This is a genomic window from Bartonella taylorii (assembly GCF_023920105.1).
Taxonomy (GTDB): domain Bacteria; phylum Pseudomonadota; class Alphaproteobacteria; order Rhizobiales; family Rhizobiaceae; genus Bartonella; species Bartonella taylorii.
Map to the genome: position 1 here is coordinate 1,298,716 of NZ_CP083693.1, position 19,942 is coordinate 1,318,657.

17 protein-coding genes and 1 tRNA gene are annotated in these 19,942 nt (G+C 39.3%); 4 read left to right on the top strand and 14 right to left on the bottom strand.

The features are described 5' to 3' along the window. Window positions 1-108: 108 nt before the first annotated feature. The 4 genes from LBE40_RS05705 to LBE40_RS05720 form a co-directional block, all read right to left on the bottom strand. Window positions 109-1,392: an NAD(P)/FAD-dependent oxidoreductase gene (locus LBE40_RS05705; RefSeq protein ID WP_004860661.1), complete on the bottom strand. Its 1,284-nt coding sequence runs from the start codon at window positions 1,390-1,392 to the stop codon at window positions 109-111. Between the two features lie 11 nt (window positions 1,393-1,403). Beyond that, on the bottom strand, window positions 1,404-2,831 hold the full coding sequence (locus LBE40_RS05710; protein WP_004860658.1) for a glutamine synthetase family protein: 1,428 nt from the start codon (window positions 2,829-2,831) through the stop codon (window positions 1,404-1,406). A gap of 460 nt (window positions 2,832-3,291) precedes the next feature. Then, the gene (locus tag LBE40_RS05715; protein ID WP_208432584.1) at window positions 3,292-3,456 is read right to left on the bottom strand and encodes a class I SAM-dependent methyltransferase; all 165 of its coding nucleotides are present in this window, start codon (window positions 3,454-3,456) and stop codon (window positions 3,292-3,294) included. Window positions 3,457-3,934: 478 nt separating this feature from the next. After that, the gene (locus LBE40_RS05720; RefSeq protein ID WP_004860647.1) at window positions 3,935-4,405 is read right to left on the bottom strand and encodes a type III PLP-dependent enzyme domain-containing protein; all 471 of its coding nucleotides are present in this window, start codon (window positions 4,403-4,405) and stop codon (window positions 3,935-3,937) included. Window positions 4,406-4,747: 342 nt separating this feature from the next. Between LBE40_RS05720 and LBE40_RS05725 the strand changes: the two genes are divergently transcribed. The 3 genes from LBE40_RS05725 (at window position 4,748) to LBE40_RS05735 (ending at window position 8,403) form a co-directional block, all read left to right on the top strand. Further along, entirely contained in the window at window positions 4,748-6,154 is a 1,407-nt protein-coding gene (locus tag LBE40_RS05725) for a coproporphyrinogen-III oxidase family protein (RefSeq protein WP_245256416.1), read from the top strand. A gap of 10 nt (window positions 6,155-6,164) precedes the next feature. Continuing rightward, entirely contained in the window at window positions 6,165-7,382 is a 1,218-nt protein-coding gene (locus LBE40_RS05730; protein WP_004860639.1) for an MFS transporter, read from the top strand. A gap of 781 nt (window positions 7,383-8,163) precedes the next feature. After that, a complete protein-coding gene (locus LBE40_RS05735; RefSeq protein ID WP_004860638.1) occupies window positions 8,164-8,403 on the top strand; it encodes a hypothetical protein in 240 nt (79 codons plus the stop codon). Between the two features lie 767 nt (window positions 8,404-9,170). Here the strand turns inward: LBE40_RS05735 and LBE40_RS05740 are convergent. The 8 genes from LBE40_RS05740 to LBE40_RS05770 form a co-directional block, all read right to left on the bottom strand. Then, window positions 9,171-10,421: a hypothetical protein gene (locus LBE40_RS05740; protein WP_004860635.1), complete on the bottom strand. Its 1,251-nt coding sequence runs from the start codon at window positions 10,419-10,421 to the stop codon at window positions 9,171-9,173. Window positions 10,422-10,469: 48 nt separating this feature from the next. Next, the gene (locus LBE40_RS08390; protein ID WP_004860632.1) at window positions 10,470-10,592 is read right to left on the bottom strand and encodes a hypothetical protein; all 123 of its coding nucleotides are present in this window, start codon (window positions 10,590-10,592) and stop codon (window positions 10,470-10,472) included. A 231-nt stretch (window positions 10,593-10,823) separates the two neighbouring features. Next, window positions 10,824-10,979: a restriction endonuclease gene (locus LBE40_RS05745; protein ID WP_338070538.1), complete on the bottom strand. Its 156-nt coding sequence runs from the start codon at window positions 10,977-10,979 to the stop codon at window positions 10,824-10,826. Further along, window positions 10,967-11,074: a restriction endonuclease gene (locus LBE40_RS05750; RefSeq protein ID WP_338070529.1), complete on the bottom strand. Its 108-nt coding sequence runs from the start codon at window positions 11,072-11,074 to the stop codon at window positions 10,967-10,969. The genes LBE40_RS05745 and LBE40_RS05750 overlap by 13 nt, the downstream gene beginning before the upstream one ends. 491 nt (window positions 11,075-11,565) lie before the next feature. Continuing rightward, window positions 11,566-11,742 (bottom strand): hypothetical protein, encoded by a 177-nt coding sequence (locus LBE40_RS05755; RefSeq protein ID WP_155814740.1) that lies wholly within the window; start codon window positions 11,740-11,742, stop codon window positions 11,566-11,568. A gap of 51 nt (window positions 11,743-11,793) precedes the next feature. Continuing rightward, window positions 11,794-11,934 (bottom strand): hypothetical protein, encoded by a 141-nt coding sequence (locus tag LBE40_RS05760; RefSeq protein WP_004860628.1) that lies wholly within the window; start codon window positions 11,932-11,934, stop codon window positions 11,794-11,796. A gap of 422 nt (window positions 11,935-12,356) precedes the next feature. Further along, window positions 12,357-12,433: transfer RNA gene (locus tag LBE40_RS05765), tRNA-His, on the bottom strand. Between the two features lie 139 nt (window positions 12,434-12,572). After that, window positions 12,573-13,661 carry a quinone-dependent dihydroorotate dehydrogenase gene (locus LBE40_RS05770; protein WP_004860621.1) on the bottom strand — a complete coding sequence of 363 codons (1,089 nt, stop codon included), beginning with the start codon at window positions 13,659-13,661 and terminating at the stop codon, window positions 12,573-12,575. 597 nt (window positions 13,662-14,258) lie between these two features. On the opposite strand from LBE40_RS05770, the gene mscL reads away from it, so the two are divergent. Continuing rightward, on the top strand, window positions 14,259-14,672 hold the full coding sequence (gene mscL, locus LBE40_RS05775; protein WP_004860617.1) for a large conductance mechanosensitive channel protein MscL: 414 nt from the start codon (window positions 14,259-14,261) through the stop codon (window positions 14,670-14,672). A gap of 2 nt (window positions 14,673-14,674) precedes the next feature. Here the strand turns inward: mscL and LBE40_RS05780 are convergent, their stop codons facing one another. After that, window positions 14,675-15,997, bottom strand: coding sequence for a sensor histidine kinase (locus tag LBE40_RS05780; RefSeq protein WP_004860614.1), 1,323 nt, complete (start codon window positions 15,995-15,997; stop codon window positions 14,675-14,677). Window positions 15,998-17,120: 1,123 nt separating this feature from the next. After that, window positions 17,121-19,661: a DNA translocase FtsK gene (locus LBE40_RS05785; RefSeq protein WP_004860608.1), complete on the bottom strand. Its 2,541-nt coding sequence runs from the start codon at window positions 19,659-19,661 to the stop codon at window positions 17,121-17,123. Window positions 19,662-19,942: the final 281 nt, after the last annotated feature.

Consider the following 19,942-nt stretch of genomic DNA (forward strand, 5'->3'; position numbering starts at 1 on the left):
TCTTCCTCTTCAACTACAAAAGCTTAAACAATTTATAGAAGCTTCAATTATTAAAGCAGATAGATACTAAATAAGCCATTAATTTTCTTTACTGCAAATGATTTCTAGTTAAAAATGATCCATTAAGGAAAACCAATGCATTGCCAAAAATACAAGCGGATAACGTAGAACTCTGCCACCTGGGAAAGATGAAATCTTTAAGTCTTGAAAACACGCAAAACGCTCACGCTTCCCAGTCAGCCATTCAGCATATAATTTTCCCATAAAAGGAGCAAGCATAACTCCATGACCCGAATAACCACCACAATAAGTTACTCCTGCGAAAAGTTGACGAACATAAGGCATACGTTCAACCGTAATAGCAACTGTCGCCCCCCAGTTATGAGTCAAATTTATAGAGTGTAGATGAGGATAAATTTCAGCAATCTGCCGTAGTATACGTTCATCTAAATTTGCAGGATGCTGATTATCATAACTTTCTACTCCGCCAAATAATAAGCGATTATCAATGCTTTTGCGAAAATAGCGAACCATAAAACGAGAATCATCTACCGATTCGCCACCTCGAAGAATCGGACTATCTTTTGATAACGGTTCCGTTGCTCCAATATAAGAGCGGATAGAAACAATATTTTTCTCAACAAAATGCTGAAGTCCAAGCTTATAGGCATTGGTTGCCAATAAAACTTTCTCAGCTGTTACATTCCCCCGTTCTGTTATCACTCTCCAATGGGTATTATTACGCTCTATCCCCGTTACTTGTGTCTTCTCATAAAGCTTAGCACCAACACTTCTTGCTTTCTTTGCCAACCAAATAACCAGCTTTAAAGGATTTATATGGCCGGTGTCCGCATCATGAATACCACCATAATAAAAAGACGAGCCTAACCGTCTGGCCGTTTCATTCCTATCCATAAAAGTAATACCATGATAGCCATAACGCTGCATTGTCTCAACATGCTGTTGATAAGATATAACCTCACGTTTTTTATGAAACACAGAAAGCTGTCCTGCCATAAAATCACACTGACAATCAGGCATAGCGCACCAAGATAAAATATCTCTTTTGGCTTCTTCAGCTAAATCAAACAGCGCTTTACTTCGCTCAAAACCATACTTTTTCTCTAATGTTTCCACCCATTGTCGTTGCCCCGTTCCCAATTGCCCACCATTGCGCCCTGAAGCACCATCACCAAACCGCGAAGCCTCAAACAAAACAACACTCACTCCAGCTTTTGCTAAATGATAAGCAGCCGAAAGCCCTGTAAATCCACCTCCAATAATAACGACATCACACTGTATCTGTCCGCAAAAAAATGGATAAGAGGGGCGTTCTTCTAAAGTATCCTCATACCAAGAAACTCCTGGAGAAATTGGATTACATTCAATCATAGTGATAAACCTCAAACATTAAGCAAGAGATATTCGCGCTCCCACGGGCTAATCACTTCCATAAAAGTTTCAAACTCTTGTCGTTTGATTGCAGCATAAGTACTTACAAATACATCCCCTAGAATAGCACGTATCGCTGTATCTTGTTCAAATAGGTTAACAGCCTCAATAAGTCCACGTGGTAATTCAACATTATCAGCATTCACATTACTTGTTGTTGGCTCATCGGGTTCAAGCTTTTGCTGTAAGCCAATGAGACCACAAGCCAGAGAAGCTGCAAGTGCTAAATAAGGGTTAGCATCTGACGAAGGAATTCTATTCTCAACGCGCCGTCCTTGTGGAGCAGAACGTGGTACACGAAAAGCTGTAGTACGGTTATCATACCCCCACCGCAAATTAACAGGCGCAGAAATATCAGGCATGAGACGTCGATAAGAATTCACATAAGGTGCAAGCATTACAAGCACCCCAGCCATATGTCTTTGTAATCCACCAATAAAATGGCGAAAACAGATACTTTCTCCGCCATCCTCCTCTGTAAAAATATTAGCACCCGATTTCTTATCAATAACCGATTGGTGAATATGCATAGCAGACCCAGGCTGCCCTTGGATCGGTTTAGCCATAAAAGTTGCATACATATTATGTTTAAGTGCCGCTTCACGAATTGTTCTCTTAAACATGAAAACTTGATCAGCTAATTCAATCGGGTCACCATGACGTAAATTGATTTCAAACTGACCGGCTCCTTCCTCATGAATGAGCGTATCAATTTCCAATCCCTGCGCTTCTGAAAATTGATAAATATCATCAATGAACTCATCAAATTCATTCACACCAGCAATCGAGTACCCTTGCCCTCCACCAATTGAACGTCCAGATCGACCAACCGGCGGAACTAAAGGATAATCAGGATCGGGATTCTTTTCTACTAAATAAAACTCTATTTCTGGTGAAACGACAGGCTTTAGCCCTCTTTGCGTGTAAAAATCAACTACTTTTCGCAAAACATTTCGTGGTGTATAATCCACAACCTGCCCATTTTGATATATAAGATCACAAATCACTTGTGCAGTAGGAGCATCTTCCCATGGAACAATGCTTAACGTAGAAAGATCAGGCTCAAGGCGTAAGTCACCATCTGTTTTAGGATATTCAAAACCATTGCCATCTTCAGGATAATCTCCTGAAATTGTTGCCATAAAAACGGCTGAAGGCAATGCCAATGATGTCTCCGATGTGAATTTTTTAGAAAGCATCATTTTGCCCCGCGGTACACCCGCTTGATCAGGTGTGATACATTCAATATCTTCTACATTACGGAAAGCAAGCCACTGCGAAACTTGTTCCCAATTATTTACACCACGTAAATTTTTGAGGAAACTAGAAACAGGCTTAGAACCCTTGTTTCGCATTTGTTTACCATTTTTTACAGCCATAATACACCAACTTTAAAACAACAAAGGTCCGCTTTTATGGTATCACCCCATGCATGAATGTCACGAAAAACTTTATTAACTTAATTTTTAAAGAATGCCAAAACTTCCTTCAAGGTAAAAGAACCTTACACTCAACAAGCTATTCTATCAACCATAGTGAAAAAATTGATATTGCACGCGATACATCGGTGCGAACCTTCTCCTTATATAAAACAGCGAGAAATACCATAGTGGACGTAACCTAATTCCGATTCAAATAATCACACATAAGCAAATATTGGCAAGAATAATAAAGGCGAGATATTTAATTTCCTTTTGGCTGTAACAATGCTTAATTAAAAGAAAAGAAACTTTTCTTTTAATATGAAGCAAGTTTTGTAACCTCTATTGTTATCCACATAGAAGTAAACAACCTAGGATGGTGAGTAGCTATGCCTTTACAGCTAATGCTTACAAACACTCACCCCGCCGTAATATGCGTAAATGTATTTTCAGGATAAAACATACGCTCAGCATTTCCGACATGAAACTTAACCATCCCCTGCATAATAGCTTGTTCTGAGCGGATACCTATAGACTCTGCACTTATATCAATTCCCACCGCTTGACATTGCACTTCGCACACAATATTCAGAGCTGAAAATATAGTAGAGCATACCAAATCCAATAGATAGGATTTTTTGCTAATTGCGCCATGCGTGATCCAACAGTTGATAGTCTCCAACACACTAGGAGGTGTGTTATTTATATCTAAAAAGCCAAAAAATCAGGATATGAGAACACAATAATATCAATTTCCTTTGAACTAACGTCCTTCATCGTCGATCTTCCACCATCGTAAAATCTTTTTTGTATCAGTTGCTTTCACATACTTTGACTTATGATCTAGTGACACTGTGCAGATTGAGTACACATCCCCAGAGCCCAGATTGTAATTAAGTTCGTACCATTCTGCTCTTTTATAGAGCTAATATTTGAAAATAAATAACCATAATCTTCATATATAATACCCCTAGGCTCAATAATTACCGTAAGCTTATGTAAATCACAACCCAATTGTGATAATGCCTCATAAATTTTACGAGGGGATTCATCATTGACCGTCACAGCATCGCAGAACGCTGTGGAAGTCGGATATCCCTCGCCTGACTGATAAAACTTTTTTTATCCTTCAATGCATAAATATCCTTTCCAACCTTAGTTAAGGTGGATACTATTAACTCAGTCGAATTAGAGCCCACATGCAAAGGCACCCCATTAAGCCTAATTCTATTGCATTCTAGCAAAGATAATGCGGCACGTAACTCCGCCGCAGTCGTACTAAAACGCGATCTATCCCCGTTTGCCAGTACATGGCGCAATCTCAATGAGATTTTAGGCAATATGTCAAAATGGCGGGCAAGAGCGATGATGTCATGTAATTCGATAATATTATCACACTGGACATTTATATGTTTTCTAATAGATAATTCTATCTCTTCTCGAAGTTTTACAGGGATATTAAAAAATATATCTCTACCTTTAAAACCATCTTTTTGCGCTAATGATATTTCATAACCAGACGCAAATTCCAAGTCCCAGCAACATAGCAATGATGCCCCGCACGTCTATTAAAATACCCTGCTTTTTCTCGCCCTAGGCATTCATAGCCCGACCACGTAAAACAGGATACCAATTACAATATCAGACCATAAGGCTGCAAGAGAAAGTTCTTTTATATTTTTATTTTTACATTGCCTCTTAAACAAGCTAGCCTGTTCATATAATAAGTTATTAATACATATAACTTCTACAAAAAGAGGATTCATTATGTTCCGTGAAAATCTTTGGTAATACACTCGGGTGATTGGATCACCAGTCGCCCGTCAATAGTATAGTGCAAGTTAAGAAATTGGGCGAGGTAAGCTATACAACTCGTGGATTATCCTTTTGTGAAGTTCGATCAACTCAAGCCGATTTACAACTTCACATATCCGTTATTTCGCACTATTTCAAATGAATTTTACGATTACCTAGACTTTAATAAACTAGTACAAAGTAAGCAGATTCCACAAGCGCGTACCATTTCTCTTTATTTGCATATTCCCTTTTGCCAAACCATCTGTTCCTTCTGTCCCTTTCAGAAAGGGGCCTACAAGCACGTTAAGCAAATCGAATCTTATATGTCAGCGCTTACCACAAAGATCAGAACCAAAGGAAATTTCATTCGCTCGCTTAGAGGGCCCATCCGCAGCATCTATGGCGGTACACCGTCGCTTTTGTCCGCAGATAATATCCGACACATCGGAAAAGTATTGCATGCCGAATTTGAGCTCTCTTCCTTAACCGAGTTTACACTGGAAAGCGAACCGAAGAGCGTCACACGTGATAAACTTTATGCTGCCCGTGAGATCAGCGTTAACCGGATCAGCTTCGGTATACAGAGTTTCATTGAGCGTTTCCGATCATTGTTTAACCTCACCTCAACACGTGAACAAATCAACAATACCGTGGCTTGGTCACAAGAGATAATTGGACATGTCGGTTTCGACCTACTATATGGCATGCACAGCCAGCAAGCCGAAGAACTATTATACGATTTGAAGCAAGCCAGCGAGCTTCATCCTGAAACCATCAATCTCTATGCAATCAACAATCTGGCTATCACGTCACAACTGCATAAGTCTTACGCACAAAAAGGGCTAAAGCCATCCAGCCTACAACATCGACAGATGCTTCGCCTATTTAGCGACATCGTTATGCGCAGCTGCGGCTATGCGCCGTGTAATGGGCATTCCTATATCAAAATTGCCAATAACACTCCTCTAACGCTCGCTAAAACAAGTTCAGCTAATTATTTCCGCTATCACAAATATTTGCATGGTTATCATGACGATTATGTGGTTGGATTCGGAGCGGCAGCACTGTCGATTCTCGGCTCACTCGTCACACGAGCCAATCCCAGTCGAAGCGGATACATTACCGACATACAACTTAAAGGCAAATCCAAAGTATACTACAATTGGGTATCAGCGGAGCAACAAGCCTCCAAGGCTTTGTGTATGCGGCTACCTTATAACGGCTATGCCAAAAAAGAAAGAATTGACTGGACCGCACTCCCCTCTTTCGTTTACAACAACCTACAACAGCTCATAGTTGCAGGTCTCATCGCAGAAAGTGATAACGATCTCCAGCTGACTCAGCGTGGTTGGCAATGGTATTCCAACCTTATGTATTTTCTTCTACCTCAGGCAGATAGGAATATCTTGGACGGCTATGTCGCAAACATACTTAATACAACCGCCGTACTTGATGGACCAGCGGAAACCTGTGTGGCATCTTAAGGAGAAAAGAATGTTCACGCTTTTTGCCAATAAGAACATACGCTATTTTTGCCTAACCGTTAGTCTGCTCGCCTTACTCAGCGGTGCTTTGCGCACTGCCATCCCGCTATTAGCAAGACAATCTGGATATGGCGTAGTCGGAGTAAGTTGGGCGCAAGGTCTCTTCTCATTAGCGTGGCCAATTTTCGGCATCCTTGCAGGCACTTTACTTGATCGCTGCGACAAAATAAAACTTGCCACCTCGGCTCTCCTCATCTTCATGCTACTGCATATTGTACTGTTCGTACTGCTCATGATACAGATTGCTCCAGCCGAACAAATTTTCTTCTATGCAACCATTGCTGGATTCATCGTCGTTTCTGCCGAAGCTTATATAATGACGATTCCACCACTTATCATGGAGGGAGAGCGATTGATGACCTTCTACTCAATTGTCTTGTTTTTAGATTTCGGGGTCTCCTCTTTTCTTGCCCCTATCATAACAAGCAGCATTTTAGCGCATAGCACACTGCTATTTCTTGGCCTGTTAATCGTGCTTTTTATCACATTGATTTTTACCGCTCGCCGTGCTGTTCCGACATCGCCAACACCTGATAAAGAAAACATCACTTTCCGTTATATCATTGCCGGCTTTCGTTTCATTTTTTCAAATCGGCATCTTATCTCCCTTACATTACTCACATTCTTTCTATCGGTGGTATTTGGAGCATTCCTAACCTCGTTCATCTTCTTCGTTACCGACGGTCGGTATCTGGGCCTACATAGCAGCCAATATGGCGTGATGTTTGCAGCCTACGCGCTTGGTACAATGGCAGGTGCCCTATTTGCGCCACGTATACGCTATGCACCGGTGCGCCTAGCTGTTCTCATTGACGGTTTAGGAACGGTTGTCTTGCTGCTGATTCCAGCCTTTTCAAAAAGTGCTGTCGTCGTATGGGGCGTCACCTTTACCGCTGGCGTTGGAGCAAGCTTATGGTTTATTGGTGTTACCGCCTTCAGGCAGCGCCTCACACCAAAGCAACTTCTCGGGCGAGCTAATTCTGCTTTTCGGGTGATCGGCTATGCTGGAATGCCGGTCGGAAGCTTTTTGGTCGGCGTCCTTGGTTCTTTTATATCATTGCAATTTGCTGCCGCCTTTATCGCTGGACTACTATTGGTGGCTATCGCGATAACGCTTCCATTTCTTTGGCAGGCTGATCATATAACACCCAACCCTGCAACGAGGTAACAGCTGCTTTTAAAAAAAGACACGGTCAAAAAAGGCACATATCCCCTATTACGCAATCGATTGATCTGTTCTTTGGACGAGGAAATTATAACCGTAATAGCTGATAGAGCCAGCGGCACTAATGGAAAAGCAGCCAAACAAGCGTTAAAGGAAAAATAGCCCCTTTACGTTGCATTGGGCGATGATCTCAACGCCTATATGAAGGATGCAGAGAGCTTATAGCGTACGGAGCGCAATTCTTAACTAAAAACTCTGCCCTAGCAATGCCCACTTATACTCCAGTTAATCCGTCACCCGCTGGATATCAAATGCCTCACCCCTTTACTGCTCCTCAAAATACATTTTGCTGCACTTACGCGCCGTATTCTTCCTTTGTAATTAAAAGAAAAGTCCTCCTTTCATAATTTAGGATCTCTGCCTACACAACGCAGCAACAGATGCGACCATATATGCAATCACCCTTAAGACCTGCATAGTAGAAAGCTTAATTCGAGAGATTCATAAAGCCTATATCCCAATAAATTTGCTACCCAATCCACCCTTTAAAATGGCAGCTTTATATAAACCGTTAGAGCAAGCTATGAAATCCTTAGGTGTATTAGAAATAATTGGCGGTTTTACCTCAGACCAATGTTGAATAACTTTTACTCGTGCATATACGCAAGCGGTGCTACTCTTTTCTCAGATAGAAAGGACATAATCGTTATCATCTGACCTATTATTTTTTGAAAATAAAGAAAAAGTATCAGTGGGACTGATGATATTGAAGAGCTATCTCATTATGTGGCTGTACTTAATTACGGCATTGGGAATGCTAGACACGCAATCACCCATTTCTGCGCGCCTTCTGCATGATATTCATAAGATTTTATTACGCAGTAAACGCGGTACGTCCAAAAGCCTTGGCGAATTTCGCAAAGCACAAAATTATCTTGGCAGTACGCAACTAAAGACAGCGTCATTCGTGCCGCCCACTCCTACCACAGCCCCCCCACTCTCTCTACCACTATCCCCCGCTTAGAATCGCGCCCCCACTCATCACCGGTACCTCGTTAAACACCACACCAGTCTCAAGGGCGGTAAAATGCGCCTTGCCGCATTTTAATCTTCAGCATCTCTTTAAGGCGCAAATCAAACTCGCTATTCGTTCCTTTTGTTTACAGTACAAAATAAAGCTTCTGCGCACCATCTTACTCTAAAACACCCCCAAATCCAGCGTGTAAGAGCCTATGATCTCACAATTTTAAAGCTCCTTGGCAATTTAAAAAATAATTTTACTTCGGAGGCATTATCATTAATTTTGCGCAAATTCTTTCTCAATATTATTCTTAATAAACCATATGATCATATACACTCTTCTCACTCACCAAAGCTGTACGCTCTAAATTCGCCAAAAGTTAGCTACTTGCAAAACATTCTTGCACACTATAGTCTTGGCCAGCTAGTTTTAAATATTTAATACCAGCAATAGTAAGATTGACATACGCTTTCTTTATCGAGGATTTCCTCCGCGCACTCTAAAAAAGCTTGCGTTTTTTTGCAAAATCTAATACGCGCCCACTATTTAGCAAAACATCAATATCACAAGCTTCTTAATATGCTCGTTCACGATATTTCTGACTAATAGCAGTACAATCATTTAGTGCATTCAAATCGATAAGCATCTCTACTAAAAACGATGGACAGCTATTAATTTCAACTAAATCCATAAAGATGACCCACACACTATTTTTTCTTGTGTCTTTATGTAAGTCACAGGCAAGGCCCTATTCAACTGTATCTTCACTCTCAGACCTCTTCGTTTTTTATTAACTTTTTATCAGTATAAAGCCAAGCCAAATTAAGCGGAATAATTAAACATATACAAAGCAAGGCGAAACAAAAAGCTGCTTCTATACAAACATTATTCGCCAACCAACCAATCAGCACAAGCGCTAAAATACCAAAAATACGTGCAAGAAAACTAACAATGGATAAAACCGTATTTGCATTCTTTTGTTGAATATGTTTAAAAAATTCTGCTTCAAACTGCGTCACAGGGACAGAAAAAAAACTGTGAAATACGGTGAATAAAATAATGGGGGCCCAACTGTTTGCAACGAGAAGCAGAGCAAGCATAACAACAGCACTCAGGACTAGTGAGCACAAAGTTATTACCATAGGAGCATATTTTTGCATAAGATATTTAATTACAAAGCGATTAAATAAGTATTTTACGAGACTATAAGACACAAAGCACAGGCCAAGAATAAGAATTTTAGTCTTTCCTGTTGCATTGTCTAATACTCCTGTTTGTCCCAAAATAAAAGGTTGCCAAAAATGAAATATTGGCTGCAATGCAGCAACAATAAAACCACATATCAATATATAATATAACCCGATCTTTGAGGTAACTAAATAAGCAAAAGCTTCTGTTGCATGCAACAAAGAACCTGAGTCTATTGGCTTACTACCCGAAACAGATGCAATAGCTATCCCCGTCACCCGACTAAACAAGAATACAAGCACGAGAAACCCGAAAGAACAAAAATAATATGCTGACTGATAATTATCCATACACAAAACAATAAGAACACCTAGCGCACCAGCAACCATATTCATGAATGCCGTTAGTTCCCGTTTATAGGCGTTTACTTGGTGGTAGATCAAACTACCCTTGTAACCACCGCCGTCGATTAAGCCTTTAATCCATGTGCTATCAGCGCCAGAACATAAAGCAAAGCCTAAAGCATAAATAATTTCTGCCGGAATTAATACAGAAAGATTAGGCGCGTAGATACATAAAAAGAAGAAGAGCGAAAAAAAGAAACATGATAAGATAACATTTTGTTTAACGCCGATTTTATCTCCTAAAATCCCACAAGGAATTTCAAAAATACAAATAGCTACGCTAAACACAATTTGCAATAAAGCTAACTGTGTTATACTAACGCCCATAGACAAGAAAAAAAAAGCATGGAAGGAACCTGTAATCAGCCGAACCCCGCTCATTGCCGCACAGCCATAGAGCAATTTTTTAACTTCATAATCTATTGTCATTAATATATCCAAAAGCTATAAAGCTGCCAGCTTTATATATTTTAAACCTCAATTCAGAAGGGAGCGTCGAGCAGCCATTTTCTGCTCACTTACTTGGGCTTTGAGCACAGTAACATCGACCCGCTTAATTTGAATTTTTTTCAGTGATTTATACATATCTTTAGTTTTCATAATTTTACCTCCTGTATTAAATGAAAACAATTAAATTTAATATGAAGTACACATTATAGCTACTTTGTAGCTACCTTTTGTCAATTTATTATTTTGATATAAAAAGCTTTGCTCTCCTCCTCGCGCCCAGATTAAGTATTTCATGCACCAATCATTCTGCAACAACCACCGCCGCACTTGGAAACTCATGCGCTGCTTCGAGCAAAGTACGCTTATATTCACGCCAATTTGTCACCGGCTGTGCACCACACTTGAACCCATTTCAAGCGCCGCAAAATGCGCAAAATAAAGCTTTTGTTCGCCCTCACGCTCTAATACCGCCCAATCTGGTGTGTAAGAACCGATTAGCGTTGCAATTTTAAACTCCTTGGCAACTAAAAAAATAATCTTATATCAGGATCATTATCGAGATTTTGTGCAAACTTTTTCTCAATACGACTCTCACAAATCACATGATCATAAACACTTTTCTCGTTGACCACCGCCAGCCATTTGGTCGCCTTTCCCAACCTAATTTTACAGATGTGGCATCAATCTTATTATGATGCGCACATCCAGAGATTATTTTATCCTCTGTATTAGAGCCAAAAACATGAACAACACGCAGGGGCTTCGGTAATAAGGCCAGCCGCTCAATCAATCTACACAAAAATGCATGTGCAGGCGAATGCCCCCACAATATGCAATATTTCAAGCCCGTCCATAGGGGTGTCACTTTTAAAAATTGTGCCTGTAGCTTATCACAGTAATAATCCAAAAATACACATTTAGCCCTTGTCTGAAATAACTCAATTTTGGATTGATGAGAACGAAAATGCGCTGCGATAATCACATCGTCCAGCCATAATGACCTACACAAGGGAGCCAACCATTCCTGTAGCACTAACGACTAAATAATTGTATTTCCTATCATTTTTGATCATATTCTCCTCCCTTATTGTTTAAAAATCTATAATACATTTCATCAGCAAGATTATGTGCAGCGAGCCCATACATCTTCGCTGCTAAATCTCCATGTACGGTTTTCATTCTCAGACGCAAAATCATCTTTAGCTGAAGCAACCTGACATTGCAGTGCCTGTCCATAAAGCGTATGCACAACTGGTCCCAAATAACATGACAGTAGCGCATTTTTTGGCTGTACTGCCATGAGAGATAAACCCAACAGCCAGTGGCATGCCAAAAGATAGCAATTGCTTCATCACAGATTCAGCAGCTGATCTATATCCAGCTTGCCCTCGACAAAACATTGTGGAAATGCCGCTTTTAGCTTGGCTATACCTTGTTCTTGTAGGCTTTGACTTAAGCCCTCTATTTTATTCTCACTCGCTATAACACTCATTTGCGTGCATCCCCTTCACGCTTAATATAAAATGCCTATGAATATTTAGGTCTTTCGATTCATTGCCTTTCATCTTATTTATTTCCGTCTCTTCTTCAAGTTTATTTTATAATTGCATGAGCTTTAAGCAGAGGTCGCGGGTTCATATCACAGTTGCTGCCAAAAAAATGCGCTTGCTAACCCAAAAACTGCAAAATTGATAACTGATTGAGAATAAAGGAGAAAATGAGCAGAGACCTTCTAAGACGAAGTCTCTGCTCTTTGAGACGAATTGGCTATTTTGGGCAAAAAATGGAGAAAATTTGCGCGAGGCAACCTCTGCTCTTGTTTTCGCTCATGCGCAAAACTGGCCGCATTTCTAGGGACTTTCAGGGTCCGCAAAGCGGCCAAAAATGCGAATTAGAAAAGTTAGGGAAAATAAATGGTACGGTTGGTGGGATTTGAACCTACGACCTCTGGTGCCACAAACCAGCGCTCTAACCAACTGAGCTACAACCGCATAAAAAATAAATGCACCATAAATGTTTACTATTTCGTAAACATTTAATTCTCTGTTTGTGTGACATAAGGAAGATCAGAAGAGTTTGCAAGCCCCTTTAAAAAAATCCTGTACTTTTTATCAAGAAAAAATAGTTCTGTCATAAAGGGAGCTCACGTTTTGCCCAATACTCAACACGGTGATCACGATAGGCTTTTATGGCATCAATACCATCTTGCTGCATAAATTGCAAAATGCCTTCCAGAATAGTTATGGCAAGATCTGGCCCCTCATACACCATTCCACTATATAATTGGATCAAATCTGCACCAGCTTTCACTTTTTCCAAAGCCGTTTGTGCGTCCTTTACACCACCAACGCCGATGATTGCAATTTCCTTACCTAATTTTTGACGCATTTTTGCAAGTACAATAGTAGAAAGTTCGAAGAGTGGACGCCCAGAAAGCCCCCCCTCCTCACCACTTAGTAGGTTATCCGTAAGTCCTTGGCGTGAAAGAGTAGTATTAGAAACGACGAGACCATCAAAATCAGAAAGTTTCATTTCTTCAGCAATATCGTCTAATTCCTTCTCTGATAAATCGGGCGCAATTTTTAAAAAAATGGGAACAGACAATCCATGCTTTTTCTTTTGCTCACTGCGTACTTGCGAAATTTCATTCATCAAAAGATGCAAACTGTCACGCGCTTGTAAAGCTCGTAGACTAGGTGTATTAGGCGAAGAAATATTAACAGTAAAATAATCAGCAATATCATAAAAATGAGCAATACCAGCAGTATAATCCTCAATCTTATAAACAGTATCCTTATTGGCACCAATATTGATTCCAACAATGCCAAGTTGTTTACGCGCACGAAGCCTGCCGTAAACAACTTGATGCCCATCATTATTAAAACCCATTCTATTAATAATTGCTTCATCCTTTCTTAAGCGAAAAAGTCGTGGTTTAGGATTTCCAGCCTGAGGCTTTGGCGTAACTGTACCAACTTCAGTAAAACCAAATCCTAAACGAAAAACAGCATCGACAACCTCTGCATTCTTATCAAAACCAGCAGCAAGACCAACAAAGTTTTCAAACTTAAGACCCGCAACAGTCACACACAAACGTTTATCAACGACCTTTCGGCAACTGTTCAACCCACTCTTTAGCCCAATAATTGCTAAACGGTGCGCATGTTCTGGATCCAACATAAATAAAGCAGAACGACCAATACAACGAAAGAAACTCATCAACCCTTCTCCAAATATAAAATTGATCCAATGCACCTCATACCAATTCTTTTAACACAAAAGATCGTAAATAAAAATGAACCATAATCTAAATTAGAACCTCCCTCCTACTACAAGAAAGTTCATAATATAATCGCTATGTATGTTTACGCACACTATGCAAAACAAGAGCCTTTTAATCTTGAAAAAACTTTCTTTACCTTTTCGCAATGGTTCAAACATTAAAAATTGAAACCATCTGCAAGCGAGAAAAGTAAATGTCCCGTAAAATAGCTTTCTTCAATATGTTGGCATAAATATTTTGTAATGATTGTATAAATTAATCATTGTTTCCTGCTTTTATTAAAAAAAGAACAGATACAGCTTTTATCAAAAAAGCCTTCTGTCACGTTGAAGTCTACGAGATACTACTTATTTAAGTCAAGCAGAGCCCTTCGTTAAGCTTTTTAACATGTCATAATATTCGTGGAAAAGAATATTAGTATTTGTATATAATACTTTATAAGAAAAATAAGAAAATAAAAACCGCCCTTTCCTTTTTCATCAAAAGCGGTAATTAAAATTATCGTGTATCTTTTATATAAAGGGGAAAATGCAATGCTTAAAGAATTCAAAGAATTTGCCCTAAAGGGAAATATGATTGATCTCGCTATCGGTGTGATCATAGGGGGAGCTTTTGGTGGCTTGGTTAATTCAATTGTTAACGACATTTTTATGCCAATCATTGGGCTTATTACTGGCGGGATTGACTTTTCTAACATGTTTATTCAGCTTGCCGGTGAAAAACAAGCTACACTAAGTGCTGCTAAGGCAGCTGGAGCAACCATTAGCTATGGTAACTTTATAACTTTACTTATCAATTTTCTCATTATTGCTTGGGTTCTGTTCTTCTTTGTTAAAGCTATGAATAGAGTACGCCGAAAACAAGAAGAAGATGAAAGCTCTAAAAAGATGTCTCTAGAAGAACAACTTTTGTCAGAAATCAGAGATCTTTTAGCTAAGAAAAAATGAATTTATGGATGGTTTGCCTCATGGAACACAGGAAAAAACATTTCCACAGTTGTTCCATGATTGGGTTTTGAAAATAATAAAAATTGACCACCACTTTCTTCCACCATTGCCTTACACAGCGGTAACCCCAAACCAGTTCCCATAAAAGCACTATCACCAGATCTGCCATCTTTACGCTCTACCTGACCATAAGGTTGCAATGCCTGTACAATCTCTTCATCACTCATCCCTATACCGTTATCACTTACTGCAATCTTTACGCGCTCTTTTTTTCCATAAGAAACATGAACAATAATTTGCCCACCCGATGGCGTAAAACGAATGGCATTGGAAAGAAGATTCCATACAATTTGCCGCAATATCTGCTGTGACACCCCAATAAATGGCACATGAGCTGGAGCAACAATACGCATGATAATGCCATTATGATTAGCCTGTGTTTCAAGAAAAGCCATACTAGCACGCAAACAAGATATCACATCAAATGCTTCAGCTATAAGAGGCGTATTGATCTGGTCATTCGAGCCAGAATAATTTGCTTTCGAGCATTCTAGCAATTGATTAACCAACGATAATATATGTTTTCCAGATGAGACAATATCGCGTAAATATCCACGATAACGTTCATTGTCTATCATACCAAAACGGCCATCTCTCATAATTTCTGCAAAACCAATGAGAGCATTCAAAGGCGTCCGCATTTCATGAACAACTCCAACTATTTTATTCTCTTCTGCTTTTTTATCTATTGGTGGAGTTGTTCCTGTCATATCATGCAATATAACAGCATAATTGTCTTGCCGTGCCAAAGGTATAATCGTCATAGAAACTGTTATATTTTTATGATTTTTCGTCACCAACTCAGCTGTTTCGCGATTGAAAATCCGACTTTTTCCTTTTGCACGGATCAATTTAAAATATTTTTCAACTAAAAATTGGCTCTGCAAAGTAAATAATGATGATAATGGTTGTGCCAGCAATTCATTTATTTCATAGCCAGTTAATGCCAAAGCAGCACTGCTGACCGATTGAATAAAGCCCTGTCTATCTAACCAAAAAACGCTTTTAATCGCTGTATCCAACAATGATAAAACCACTGCTGGCTCTTTTATGAGAGTTTGTTCTATAGTATTTGCCGTCAATGTCTGTGCACTTGGCAACAAAACCGCCGTTTCCTTAACCAAGTGCTCGCATCTTACAGATGAATGCAACTCTCCACGCAATCGTTCTGCGATCTCACGAAAAGCTGAACGCTCTATCTCCGAAAGACTCTGCATTTTGGTATCCGATTCTTTATCTACTTTCTCTTGAACTTTTTCTTGCATCTTCAAACCACGAAAACCCTTAAGCCACTGTTTGGCATAAAAAAATTAGCAAAGCAGATAATTCAACACCAAGGTATTGTGGACAATCACCAACAAGCCATTGAACCATCTGTTGCTCTAAAGCGCAGCTTCTTCAATAAAACCACTAAGTAATTGATACCGCTCATCATAAAATTGATTGGCGAATTCATGAAAGTAAGACTCTAAAATATGAAGACGATATAAGTCCAACAATTTCAGCTAACTCTTTTGAAACATAAAAAAACTGACCGTTGTTATCCATTTTCCAAGTAAAATGTCGTAGCAAAAGTTCTAGCATAAAATGAAAAGGTTTCTGCATAATCTTCAACTCATCTGCATTTAGTGGCACGCATAAAACAAAAAACTTGCCGGTTTTACTTCTAAGCGAATTACGAACACTTAACTATAGATAAAACAGTTTTTATTGGCATCCCATTACCAATCGTCTGTAGCAAAAATCTGATTGCTTCATCCACAAAACAAAAATGAGATGAAATCTCCAACAACATTGCACGTTCATCAACAACTGCAATAGATATTGTTGCACTATCCAAGTCAGCAATAAAAAAATATTTTCTTCATGCAAAGCTTCCAAAAAAAACACCTTTAAGAGATAACTACAGAAAGTTTAGTGTAGCGCTTTAAATCATCTAACGCAACAAAACTTGCACAATTGAACATCTTTCACTATCTCGTGATGCTCTACTTAATCAAAAAAGGGCTTTCTTTCATCATGTCCGCTACAGAAGAAATCCCCCCCCAATATGCCACCGTAGCATGTAACCAAAGCATATTTTATAATCAGCAAAAAAAGCTATCTTTCTTCACCTGAAGGCTAGTTTAATTTCTTTACATTCCAGATAATCTAAAAATGGTAAAGACTTCTCCAATCCTTCTTTGTACCATCCTATAATACACACTAGCAGGCTTAATAAATATCGCTTCTATTTTCTTCCTCCCCATTAAATATTTTTAATATTTCACAGTAAAAAAACAAGCATGAGGTAACATCCGCTCTCATAAAATAAAGCAAGTATTAACCATTAAAATAACAATCGTTAGGTATTTTAAAAGTCACGCATCTTTAAAATTGCCTTGCTGATTATTGTACCTCATTGATGAGAATTTCGCGTTTTCCAACATGATTAGCGGCTCCAACAATACCTTTTTCTTCCATGCGCTCAACAAGAGAAGCTGCCTTATTATAACCGATTGCAAGCCGGCGCTGAATATAAGATGTCGAACATTTTCTATCACGCATAACAATTTTTACAGCTTGCATATAAAGTTCTTCACCATCCTCACCAAGATTTTCTGCCGTAGAAACTTCAGCAACTGAATCAGCAAGCTCAACATCTTTGTTATCATCTTCGCTATCCGTTACCGTTGCTAAATAATCAGGCTTTCCTTGCATTTTTAGATGTGCCACAATGGATTCAACTTCTTCGTCAGAAACGAAAGGCCCGTGAACGCGTACAATGCGCCCCCCCCCAGCCATATGGAGCATATCGCCTTGGCCCAAAAGCGTCTCAGCTCCTTGTTCTCCCAAAATCGTACGACTATCAATTTTCGATGTTACTTGAAAAGAAATACGGGTAGGAAAATTCGCTTTAATCGTACCTGTAATGACATCCACAGAAGGACGCTGCGTTGCCATAATAAGATGAATACCTGCCGCACGCGCCATCTGCGCTAAACGCTGAATGGCATTTTCAATTTCTTTACCTGCCACCATCATGAGATCGGCCATCTCATCAACAATCACAACAATATAAGGAAGCTGCGTTAGATCCATTGCTTCTTCATGATAAAGCATTTCCCCACTTTCCTTATCAAAACCCGATTGCACAGTACACATGATTGTTTCACCTTTTTGTGCCGCAAGTGCGACGCGTGCGTTAAAACCATCAATATTACGTACACCTAATTTAGCCATTTTGCGGTAACGCTCTTCCATTTCACGGACCGCCCATTTTAAAGCTGTTACAGCTTTTTTGGGATCCGTCACAACAGGCGTTAAAAGATGTGGAATGCCATCATAAACAGAGAGTTCTAACATCTTAGGGTCAACCATGATCAAACGACACTGCTTTGGTGTCATTCGATAAAGAATCGACAAAATCATTGTATTAATTGCAACGGATTTCCCCGACCCTGTTGTTCCCGCAACCAACAAATGAGGCATTTTCGCTAATTCTGCAATGACAGGCTCACCATTAATTCCCTTCCCTAAAGCAAGAGCTAGTTTAAATTGGCTTTCACGAAAAGAACTTGTTTGAATTAATTCCCGTAAATAAACTGTTTCACGAACCGCATTTGGCAACTCAATCCCAATAACATTGCGTCCAGGAATCACAGCAACACGTGTAGAAATGGCAGACATAGAACGAGCAATATCATCGGAAAGATTAATGACCCGCGATGATTTTACTCCAGCTGCAGGCTCAAATTCGTACATTGTCACCACTGGTCCTGGATGAACATGGATAATTTCACCCTTAATGCCAAAATCTTCCAAAACACTTTCCAAAAGCCCAGCACCACGCTCTAATGTTTCCTGTGAAATTATCGTACCTTCATGAAAAACAGGTTCCTGCAATAAATTGATCGGAGGACATTCATAAGTGCCATCATCAAGAGATTGAACGTTTGACATAAAAACAGAATTATAATTGCCTAATGACGTGTTAGCAGACCGCAATGCTTTGCCTTTTTGTTTTATTGCAAGAAAATCTTCTGAACTCTTTGCGACATCTTCTGTTTTACCACCGGTAATATTCTTGGTATTTTTAGTTGTTTTAGGAATTTCGACATCACTAGCCCCTACATCGCTTAACGTATCAGTAGAATCTTCAACAACGATCTCAGAGTGACGCATTTGATGCTTTCTAACAGAATCACTCTTTACATTCATTAAAGCAGAAATTTTCTCAATTCCTCGGGTACTTTTTTCTGGAGATTCGGATAATATTGAATCGAAAAACTGTGGAAAGCGGCATTCAAGAACACGATAAAGAGCTGTAATTGACTCATCGAATCCAGAAGTAGTATCGGATGTAATTTCATTCCCCATGAACTCAATCGGGGTTACCTCCTCTCCTGAAGGTGTAGTGTCCATCTGTTCTAATATAAAGGATTCACACTCAAAAAATGCGTCATCGGAAAGATGCAAAATAGGCTTTGTTTTTTGCACCACATTTTCTACTTGTAATTTATGCTCCTGTGTATCCTCCTTAAGCGGCGTACTAACAGCTTGCCGTGACAAATGCTCCAAAACCGTTGAATGACAAATTGATGCTTTATTCTCTAGCGATTGAGGATTAATCACCCTTTTGGTTGATGGAGAATTTGTTGTTTTTTTGTTACAGTGTATAATATTCGTAAGATTGTTTTGCTCTTTCTTGATCAAAACTTTAAACTGTTTGGCAAAAACTGGATCTGTTTCTATACGACGACGCAAAATCTCAACTTCTGGTGTTCGTGTAAAACGCACGTTTTGTCCGAGCGTGAATGCCTTTTTCCATACTTCCGGATAAGGAAATATCTCTGCAATCTTAGTATATGAATTTCTTTCTGATGCATCTTGTACACTCTCATCAGGAAAAGAAGGCGTAGAAATAGATTTTTTTTTCGAATTATGCATGACACCCAACAAACTGATAACAATAAGAACAATTACCTCTTCAAAAAGAATGCATAGAGACTATAGAGTACGAAGGTTAATAACCTTTTGCTGGCTGTCACTTTTAATAAAAAATAATGCTATAATTTCTCTTAATGAGACTTTCTCCACAAATATTGGGCAAATTGCTAAATTCATAGTTTCTATAAGCTGTAAGCCATTTGTTTCGAAGAAAATTCTGTAATAAAAAATTACAGAAAAATCGCCAATTGTTCTCTTTCCTTTCCATTACATAAAAACAG

Excerpts from the sequence above, each read along its gene's own strand:
- LBE40_RS05755 (WP_155814740.1), bottom strand. The coding sequence starts at position 11,742 with ATGGCAGTACAGCCAAAAAATGCGCTACTGTCATGTTATTTGGGACCA.
- LBE40_RS05780 (WP_004860614.1), bottom strand. The coding sequence starts at position 15,997 with ATGCAAGAAAAAGTTCAAGAGAAAGTAGATAAAGAATCGGATACCAAA.
- LBE40_RS05705 (WP_004860661.1), bottom strand. The coding sequence starts at position 1,392 with ATGATTGAATGTAATCCAATTTCTCCAGGAGTTTCTTGGTATGAGGAT.
- LBE40_RS05710 (WP_004860658.1), bottom strand. The coding sequence starts at position 2,831 with ATGGCTGTAAAAAATGGTAAACAAATGCGAAACAAGGGTTCTAAGCCT.
- LBE40_RS05760 (WP_004860628.1), bottom strand. The coding sequence starts at position 11,934 with ATGAGTGTTATAGCGAGTGAGAATAAAATAGAGGGCTTAAGTCAAAGC.
- LBE40_RS05740 (WP_004860635.1), bottom strand. The coding sequence starts at position 10,421 with ATGACAATAGATTATGAAGTTAAAAAATTGCTCTATGGCTGTGCGGCA.
- LBE40_RS05730 (WP_004860639.1), top strand. The coding sequence starts at position 6,165 with ATGTTCACGCTTTTTGCCAATAAGAACATACGCTATTTTTGCCTAACC.
- LBE40_RS08390 (WP_004860632.1), bottom strand. The coding sequence starts at position 10,592 with ATGAAAACTAAAGATATGTATAAATCACTGAAAAAAATTCAAATTAAG.
- LBE40_RS05735 (WP_004860638.1), top strand. The coding sequence starts at position 8,164 with ATGTGGCTGTACTTAATTACGGCATTGGGAATGCTAGACACGCAATCA.
- mscL (WP_004860617.1), top strand. The coding sequence starts at position 14,259 with ATGCTTAAAGAATTCAAAGAATTTGCCCTAAAGGGAAATATGATTGAT.
- LBE40_RS05785 (WP_004860608.1), bottom strand. The coding sequence starts at position 19,661 with ATGCATAATTCGAAAAAAAAATCTATTTCTACGCCTTCTTTTCCTGAT.
- LBE40_RS05770 (WP_004860621.1), bottom strand. The coding sequence starts at position 13,661 with ATGAGTTTCTTTCGTTGTATTGGTCGTTCTGCTTTATTTATGTTGGAT.